4 protein-coding genes are annotated in these 6,000 nt (G+C 66.7%); all 4 read right to left on the bottom strand.

The annotated features are described in order from the left end of the window. Positions 1–251: 251 nt before the first annotated feature. The 4 genes from Pph01_RS27010 to Pph01_RS26995 all read right to left on the bottom strand — a co-directional run bounded on the left by Pph01_RS27010 (position 252) and on the right by Pph01_RS26995 (position 5,688). The gene (locus Pph01_RS27010) at positions 252–2,831 is read right to left on the bottom strand and encodes a valine--tRNA ligase (protein WP_204075970.1); all 2,580 of its coding nucleotides are present in this window, start codon (positions 2,829–2,831) and stop codon (positions 252–254) included. 75 nt (positions 2,832–2,906) lie between these two features. Further along, positions 2,907–4,190 (bottom strand): ATP-dependent Clp protease ATP-binding subunit ClpX, encoded by a 1,284-nt coding sequence (clpX, locus tag Pph01_RS27005; protein WP_204075969.1) that lies wholly within the window; start codon positions 4,188–4,190, stop codon positions 2,907–2,909. 194 nt (positions 4,191–4,384) lie between these two features. Further along, entirely contained in the window at positions 4,385–5,047 is a 663-nt protein-coding gene (locus Pph01_RS27000; RefSeq protein WP_204075968.1) for an ATP-dependent Clp protease proteolytic subunit, read from the bottom strand. Next, positions 5,044–5,688 (bottom strand): ClpP family protease, encoded by a 645-nt coding sequence (locus Pph01_RS26995; RefSeq protein WP_275412872.1) that lies wholly within the window; start codon positions 5,686–5,688, stop codon positions 5,044–5,046. The genes Pph01_RS27000 and Pph01_RS26995 overlap by 4 nt, the downstream gene beginning before the upstream one ends. Between the last annotated feature and the right edge of the window lie 312 nt (positions 5,689–6,000).

The following is a 6,000-nucleotide window of genomic DNA, read 5'->3' as shown; positions in this document are numbered from 1 at the left end:
GAGGCAACCCGCTCAGCCTACCCGATATCCGAATTGCCAGCGAACGCTCGACAGCATCCCGAAACCGGGTTGAATGAGTGGGGTTAGCGAGAAACGTAGCGCGCGGTTCTCTGAGAAGAGGTGAGGCGCGCCGTGTTTTCCGCGTACATGAACATTAGCACCCCCGAAGGGGTGCTGATGACAACTTCCGCAACTTGCGGATCCTTCCCCGCCCTGTGTCGCCCAAACCTCAGGCGTTCGGGCGGGGATCCCTAGGCCGGCAACGCCGCCAGGTGAGCCTCCAGACGCGAGATGTCCTCCTCCGCCTGTGTGGCCCGGCCCCTGACCTTGGCGACCACGTCGTCGGGCGCCTTGGCCATGAACTGCTCGTTGTTGAGCTTCCCGGTGACCTGCGCGTGCTCCTTGCGGGCCGCGGCCAGGTCCTTCTCCAGCCTCTTCCGCTCGGCCGCGACGTCGATGGTCCCTGCGGTGTCGATCTCCACGGCCACGGCGCCCACAGTGAGGCGAGCAGTCGGAGCGAAGGTGTCCGAGGCGGCATCCAGCCTCAACAGCGTCCTGATCCCGCCCTCGTGGGCCGCGAGAGCCGTACCGGTCAGGGACAGCCGTGCGGCGACCCGCTGACCCGGCTTCAGGCCCTGATCGGAACGGAACCGCCGGACCTCTGTCACCAGCTCCTGGAGAGAGGCCAGCTCCCGCTCCGCGTCCGGATCGACCAATTCCTGCGCGATGGCCGGCCATGGGGCCACCGCAAGGGAGTCTCCTCCCGTCAGGGCCCGCCACAGCTCCTCGGTCAGGAACGGCACCAGCGGATGCAGCAGGCGCAGCACAGAGTCGAAGACGTGCCCGAGAACCCGCTTGGTGTTCTCGGCGACCTCACCGCCCTGGGCGATCTGGACCTTGGCCAGCTCGACGTACCAGTCGCAGACCTCGTCCCAGGCGAAGTGGTAGAGCGAGTCGGAGATCTTCGCGAACTCGAAGTCCTCGTACGCCGCGTCGACGGACGCGACGACCGCCTGGAGCCGGGAGAGGATCCACCGGTCGGCGGCCGTCAGGTTCGACGGCACGCCGTCCGAGACGGCGCCGTTCATCAGCGCGAAGCGGGTGGCGTTCCAGATCTTGTTGCAGAAGTTGCGCGACCCGGCCGCCCAGTCCTCGCTGATGGCCACATCCGAGCCGGGGTTGGCACCCCGGAGCAGGGTGAACCGCGTGGCGTCCGCACCGTAGCGCTCGATCCAGTCCAGCGGGTCGACGACGTTGCCGAACGACTTCGACATCTTCTTGCCGAACTGGTCGCGCACCATGCCGTGCAGCGCCACCGTGCGGAACGGCGGTTCCCCGTCCATGGCGTACAGGCCGAACATCATCATCCGGGCGACCCAGAAGAAGAGGATGTCGTACCCCGTGACCAGAACGCTCGTCGGGTAGAACCGCGCCAGGTCCGGCGTCGCCTCCGGCCAGCCGAGTGTCGAGAAGGGCCACAGGCCTGAGGAGAACCAGGTGTCCAGGACGTCCGGGTCCTGCTCCCAGCCGGCGGGCGGCTCCTCGTCGGGGCCGACGCACACGATCTCGCCGTCCGGGCCGTACCAGACCGGGATCCGGTGGCCCCACCACAGCTGCCGCGAGATACACCAGTCGTGCATGTCGTCGACCCAGTCGAAGTAGCGCTTGGCCAGCTCCGGCGGGTGGATGCGCGTACGGCCGTCACGCACCGCGTCACCGGCCGCCTTGGCGAGCGGTGAGACGTTGACGAACCACTGCAGCGACAGCCGGGGTTCGACCACGGTCTTGCACCGGGAACAGTGTCCGACGGAGTGCGTGTAGGGGCGCTTCTCGGCGACGATCCGGCCCTGCTGCCGCAGCGCCGCCACGACGGCGGGGCGTGCCTCGAACCGGTCGAGCCCCAGGAACGGGCCGTGCGCCGTGATCACACCGCGCTCGTCCATGATCACGAGCGACTCCAGCGAGTGCCGGCGCCCGATCTCGAAGTCGTTCGGGTCGTGGGCGGGCGTCACCTTCACCGCGCCGGTACCGAAGGAGGGGTCGACGTGCTCGTCTGCCACGATCGGGATCCGCCGGCCGGTGAGCGGGACCTCCACGAGCTTGCCGATCAGGTGGGCGTACCGCTCGTCAGAGGGGTGGACCGCCACGGCCGTGTCGCCGAGCATGGTCTCCGCCCGGGTGGTGGCCACGACGATCTCCACGTCGCCCTCGCCGTACCGGATCGAGACGAGCTCGCCGTCGTCCTCGCTGTGTTCGACCTCGATGTCGGACAGCGCGGTCAGGCATCGGGGGCACCAGTTGATGATCCGCTCGGCCCGGTAGATGAGACCGTCGTCGAAGAGACGCTTGAAGATCGTCTGGACGGCCCGGGAAAGCCCCTCGTCCATCGTGAAGCGCTCACGCGACCAGTCCACGCCGTCGCCGAGCTTCTTCATCTGGCCGAGAATGCGGCCGCCCGACTCCTCTTTCCACTGCCAGACGCGCTCGACGAAGGCCTCACGCCCGAAGTCGTGGCGGGACAGGCCTTCCTTGGCGATCTCCCGCTCCACGACGTTCTGCGTCGCGATGCCCGCGTGGTCCATGCCGGGGAGCCACAGCGTCTCCTGGCCCCGCATACGGGCCCGGCGGGTCAGCGCGTCCTGGATGGAGTGGTCGAGCGCGTGTCCGACGTGCAGGGATCCCGTCACGTTCGGCGGAGGCAGCACGATGCTGAACGGCTCACGCCCGCTGCCCGGGTCAGGGGTGAAGTAGCCCTCCGATACCCAGCGCTCGTAATTGCGGGTCTCGACATCGGCGGGCGCGTACTGGGTAGGCAGCTCAGGCGTCGTCATGATGGCCAATTCTAGGGACGTCGGCACGCCTCACGTGCCGACCGATCGGGTGAAGCGCCAGAGGTCGCCTGGGTGTCAGGCCGACTTCTCACGCGGGGTGCGCTGCTGCTTGACCTGGAGTTGGTCCCGCGGCACCAGAGTCGGGTTGACGTGCTCGAGCACGGCCTCCCGGGTGATCACTACTCGGGCCACGTCCTGCCGCGACGGTACCTCGTACATCACCGAGAGGAGGACCTCCTCCAAGATGGCACGCAGGCCTCGGGCGCCGGTGCCCCGGAGGATGGCCTGGTCGGCGATCGCCTCCAAGGCGTCGTCGGAGAACTCCAGCTCGACGTTGTCCAGCTCGAACAGCCGCCGGTACTGCTTCACGAGGGCGTTCCGCGGCTCGGTCAGGATCTGGATCAGCGCTTCCCGGTCGAGGTTGTGCACCGACGTGATCACGGGGAGCCGGCCGACGAACTCCGGGATCATGCCGAACTTCAGCAGGTCCTCAGGCATGACGTCGGAGAAGATGTCCGAGGTGTCGAGCTCTTCCTTGGAGTGGATGATGGCGTTGAAGCCGATCCCCTTCTTGCCGATCCTCGACTCGATGATCTTCTCGAGGCCCGCGAACGCGCCACCACAGATGAACAGCACGTTGGTGGTGTCGATCTGGATGAACTCCTGGTGCGGGTGCTTGCGGCCGCCCTGCGGGGGCACACTCGCCGTCGTCCCCTCGAGGATCTTCAACAGTGCCTGCTGCACACCCTCGCCGGAGACATCCCGGGTGATCGACGGGTTCTCGCTCTTGCGGGCGATCTTGTCGACCTCGTCGATGTAGATGATCCCGGTCTCGGCCTTCTTGACGTCGTAGTCGGCGGCCTGGATCAGCTTGAGCAGGATGTTCTCGACGTCCTCGCCGACGTATCCCGCCTCGGTGAGGGCCGTGGCGTCGGCGATCGCGAACGGAACGTTCAGCATCTTCGCCAGCGTCTGTGCCAGGAGGGTCTTGCCGGAGCCGGTGGGGCCGAGCAGGAGGATGTTGGACTTGGCCAACTCCAGACCGTCGTCGCGGCCGCGCTCACCGGACTGTACGCGCTTGTAGTGGTTGTACACCGCCACCGAGAGCGCCTTCTTCGCCTGGTCCTGACCGATGACGTAGGCGTCGAGGAACTCGTAGATCTCCCGGGGCTTGGGGAGGTTGTCCCACTTGAGCTCGGAGGACTCGGAGAGCTCCTCTTCGATGATCTCGTTGCAGAGATCGATGCACTCATCGCAGATGTAGACGCCTGGTCCGGCGATGAGCTTCTTGACCTGCTTCTGGCTCTTGCCACAGAACGAGCACTTCAGCAGGTCTCCCCCGTCGCCGATGCGTGCCACCCCAGATACTCCTTTGCGTGGGACCGCCCTGCCGCCGCGGTCGCTACCGTCCGCGCCTCGACTCGTGCTCCGGCGCGAAAACGTCTGCCCGCTCAGGTTTCGACGTTACCGTCTTCTGAGCCCTCAGTGAGCCCCCTAGCGGTGAGTCGCACCGGAAGGTGCCGAATTGGGCACCATCCGGTGCGTCAACCTTCTCAGGAAGCGATCGCCGCCGCGCGCTTCTTCCGCGACGGGATGATGTCGTCCACCAGCCCGTACGCCTTCGCCTCAGCGGCGCTGAGAATCTTGTCGCGCTCGATGTCCTTGCGCACCTCCTCGGGCGCCTTGCCCGAGTGCTTGGCCACGATCTCCTCGAGCAGGGATCGCATACGCAGGATCTCACGAGCCTGGATCTCGATGTCGCTTCCCTGGCCGCCGCCCTCGGTGGAGGGCTGGTGGATCAGGACGCGAGCGTTCGGCAGCGCGAACCGCTTGCCCGGGGTTCCGCCGGCCAGCAGGACCGCGGCGGCGGACGCCGCCTGGCCCAGGCAGACCGTCTGGATCTCCGGACGGACGAACTGCATCGTGTCGTAGATCGCCGTCATGGCGGTGAACGACCCGCCGGGCGAGTTGATGTAGATGTTGATGTCGCGATCGGGGTCGAGCGACTCCAGCGTCAGGAGCTGGGCCATGACGTCGTTCGCGGAGGCGTCGTCGATCTGCACGCCGAGGAAGATGATGCGGTCCTCGAACAGCTTGTTGTACGGGTTCATCTCCTTCACGCCGTACGAGGTGCGCTCGACGAACGAAGGGAGAACGTAGCGGCCGTTGATGTCTCCCGGCCTGATCAGCTCACTCACTTGGGAAGCTCCACTCATGAGACGGCGCCCTCAGAGGGCACCTGCCGGGCGCTGCGCACGACGTGATCGATGAAGCCGTAGTCCTTGGCCTCTTCGGCCGTGAACCAGCGGTCGCGGTCAGAGTCGCGCTCGATCTGGTCGAGCGGCTGGCCCGTGTGGAACGCGATCCGCTCCGCAAGGGTCTTCTTCACGTAGAGCATCTGCTCGGCCTGGATCGCGATGTCAGCCGCGGTACCCCCGATGCCGCCCGACGGCTGGTGCATCATGATCCGAGCGTTCGGCAGCGCGTAGCGCTTGCCCGGAGCACCGGCGCAGAGCAGGAACTGCCCCATCGACGCGGCCAGGCCCATAGCGACCGTGCACACGTCGTTCGGTACGTACTCCATCATGTCGTAAATCGCCATGCCGGACGTCACCGAGCCGCCCGGGGAGTTGATGTAGAGCCAGATGTCCCGGTTGGGGTCATCGGCGGCCAGAAGGAGCAACTCGGCACAGAGGCGGTTGGCCACCTCGTCGGAAACCTGGGTACCGAGGACCACGATGCGCTCTCGCAGCAGCCGCTGGTAGAGCTGGTCCTCAAGGCGGAACGAGCCGTCCTCACGGCCACGCGCCTCGAAGCCGGAGGTGGCGTGCGGGAAGAAGGTCGGCGGGCTGGTCACAGCGTCACCTTCCGATGCGTCGTAATCGATTGGCTTTGCTTGTGACCTTAACGCGCGCCGCAGACAGGTCATGCCTCCTCGTCCGGCTGTTCGCTGACGGCGCATGCTCACCGCGTGGATCACCGCCCGGCCGCCCCGCCCGGGACAGCCCCGGGATCGGGCGGAACCGGGGCATCGGGGACGACCGTCCCGAGGTTCGTACGGCAAAGCCGCGGCCTGCCGTACCCCGAGGAATTTGCGCGGATTTTGACCCGGCAAGGGAAAACCCCCGGGGCACCGAGGTGCGCCGGGGGTCGTGACCCGTTCGTGGAT

The sequence above is a fragment of the Planotetraspora phitsanulokensis genome, assembly GCF_016863295.1.
Lineage (GTDB): Bacteria > Actinomycetota > Actinomycetes > Streptosporangiales > Streptosporangiaceae > Planotetraspora > Planotetraspora phitsanulokensis.
This window is presented reverse-complemented; position numbering and strand designations above follow the sequence as displayed.

Excerpts from the sequence above, each read along its gene's own strand:
- Pph01_RS27010 (WP_204075970.1), bottom strand. The coding sequence starts at position 2,831 with ATGACGACGCCTGAGCTGCCTACCCAGTACGCGCCCGCCGATGTCGAG.
- Pph01_RS27000 (WP_204075968.1), bottom strand. The coding sequence starts at position 5,047 with ATGAGTGGAGCTTCCCAAGTGAGTGAGCTGATCAGGCCGGGAGACATC.